At 56.5% G+C, this 2,014-nt stretch carries 2 protein-coding genes and 1 pseudogene; 1 reads left to right on the top strand and 2 read right to left on the bottom strand.

All coding sequences use genetic code 11. The annotated features are described in order from the left end of the window. A partial coding sequence (sohB, locus tag M0974_RS21125; protein WP_297841241.1) for a protease SohB occupies positions 1-737 on the top strand: 737 nt, incomplete at its 5' end. Between the two features lie 208 nt (positions 738-945). Here sohB and M0974_RS21120 read toward each other — a convergent pair. Both M0974_RS21120 and M0974_RS21115 read right to left on the bottom strand, forming a co-directional pair. Then, positions 946-1,440 (bottom strand): DUF934 domain-containing protein, encoded by a 495-nt coding sequence (locus M0974_RS21120; RefSeq protein ID WP_297841238.1) that lies wholly within the window; start codon positions 1,438-1,440, stop codon positions 946-948. Further along, positions 1,424-2,014: pseudogene (locus M0974_RS21115) on the bottom strand (nitrite/sulfite reductase); the annotation flags it as partial. The pseudogene M0974_RS21115 and the gene M0974_RS21120, both read right to left, overlap by 17 nt.

Below are 2,014 nucleotides of genomic sequence, written 5' to 3'. Positions count from 1 at the left end.
TGGACTTCGACGGTGACATCAAGGCCTCCGCTACCGAAAGCATGCGCCATGAAATCACCGCGCTGCTGACCCTTGCGACGGCAAAAGACGAAGTGGTGCTGCGGCTGGAAAGCGGCGGAGGCATGGTCCACAGTTACGGTCTGGCGTCTTCGCAATTGGCTCGTATCCGTCAGGCGGGCATTCCGTTGACGATATGCATTGATAAGGTCGCGGCCAGCGGTGGCTATATGATGGCGTGCATTGGCGACAAGATCATCAGCGCCCCGTTCGCTATCCTCGGCTCTATCGGGGTGGTGGCGCAGTTGCCTAACGTCAATCGTCTGCTGAAGAAGCATGACATTGATTTCGAAGTACTCACCGCAGGCGAATACAAACGCACGCTGACGGTATTTGGCGAAAACACCGAGAAGGGCCGTGAGAAGTTTCAGGAAGAACTGGACATCACCCACGAGCTGTTCAAGAACTTTGTCGCTCGCTACCGTCCCCAGCTGGCCATTGATGATGTCGCCACCGGCGAAGTCTGGCTCGGCATGGCTGCGCTGGACAAGCAGTTGGTTGATGAGCTGAAGACCAGTGATGAATATTTGTCAGAGCGGGCCAAGGTCGCTGAAGTGTTCCACCTGCATTACTCCGAGCGTAAAAGTCTTCAGGAGCGAGTAGGGCTAGCCGCCAGCGCGTCGGTTGACCGTGTGCTGACAACCTGGTGGAGCCGGCTGACGCAACAGCGTTTTTGGTAAGGGCTAATCACAGTCTGCTTCTCATTCTGTAGGACCAACCGGGGAGCGTAGCTTTGTTCGGGAAGCAGACGCCGCGGTTACTCTGAAAAAACCGTAGTGTTGCCTTCGTGAACAAGTTCCCTCCCACAGGGGATCTGGGGTTACCCAGCAAACCCCACGAAAAAAGCCCGGGATTCTCGCGAATCCCGGGCTTTTTTTGCAACTACGATCAGCGGCGTCGGAACAGCGGCAGCGGCTCGTCGGTAGCGGCCTGGTAGGTCACGGAGAAGTCCTTCAAACCTTCAAGGGCTTCGTACGGGTCTTTATCCGGGCGGATGGCAAACGCGTCAAAACCACAGCGGTGCATGTAGAACAATTGGTCACGCAACACGTCACCAATGGCCCGCAGCTCACCTTTGTAGCCAAAACGATCACGCAGCAAACGGGCGTTGGAGAAGCTCCGGCCGTCGGTGAACGCTGGGAAGTTCAGGGCGATGACCTGGAACTGGCTAACGTCGTCACCGATGTGCTCGGCTTCTTCGTCACTGTCCAGCCACACACCTAGACCGCCGTCGCGTGCCTTAAGGGCGTGACCGTGGTCCAGCCACAACGCCAACGGCACGATCAGGTCGTCACAGTTGGACAACTCGTCAAGCGTCACGTCTTTGGGCAACAGGTGCCAAGTCTCATCGATGACTTCGTTGTTCTTAATTATTCGCTGCATAGACGCGCTCCTTGAAAGGGTCAATGCCGATACGCTGGAAGGTGTCGATGAAGCGCTCATCTTCGGTACGTTTTTCAACGTACACATCGATCAGCTTTTCAATCACATCAGGCATGACTTCCTGGGCGAACGACGGGCCGAGAATCTTGCCCAGGCTGGCGTCACGGTTGCTGCTGCCACCGAGAGATACCTGGTAGAACTCCGCGCCTTTCTTGTCGACGCCGAGAATGCCGATATGGCCCACATGGTGGTGACCACAGGCGTTCATGCAGCCAGAAATGTTCAGGTCCAACTCGCCGATGTCGAACAGGTAATCCAGATCGTCGAAGCGACGCTGAATGGACTCGGCAATCGGGATTGATTTGGCGTTGGCCAGCGAGCAGAAGTCGCCGCCTGGGCAGCAAATGATGTCGGTCAGCAAGCCAATGTTCGGCGTGGCGAATCCTTGCTCGCGCAACTCACCCCACATCGTAAACAGTTGGCTCTGCTCGACATCAGCCAGAATAATATTCTGCTCATGGGAGGTGCGCAGCTCACCGAAGCTGTAGCGATCGGCCAGATCGGCGATGCCATC

The sequence above is a fragment of the Pseudomonas sp. genome (assembly GCF_026224925.1).
In the GTDB taxonomy this organism is placed as follows: domain Bacteria; phylum Pseudomonadota; class Gammaproteobacteria; order Pseudomonadales; family Pseudomonadaceae; genus Aquipseudomonas.
The sequence above is the reverse complement of the archived record's forward strand: the minus strand, read 5'-3'. Positions and strand labels throughout refer to the sequence as shown.

Bases quoted from the DNA above. Each gene is read 5' to 3' on its own strand.
- M0974_RS21120 (WP_297841238.1), bottom strand. From the start codon at position 1,440: ATGCAGCGAATAATTAAGAACAACGAAGTCATCGATGAGACTTGGCAC.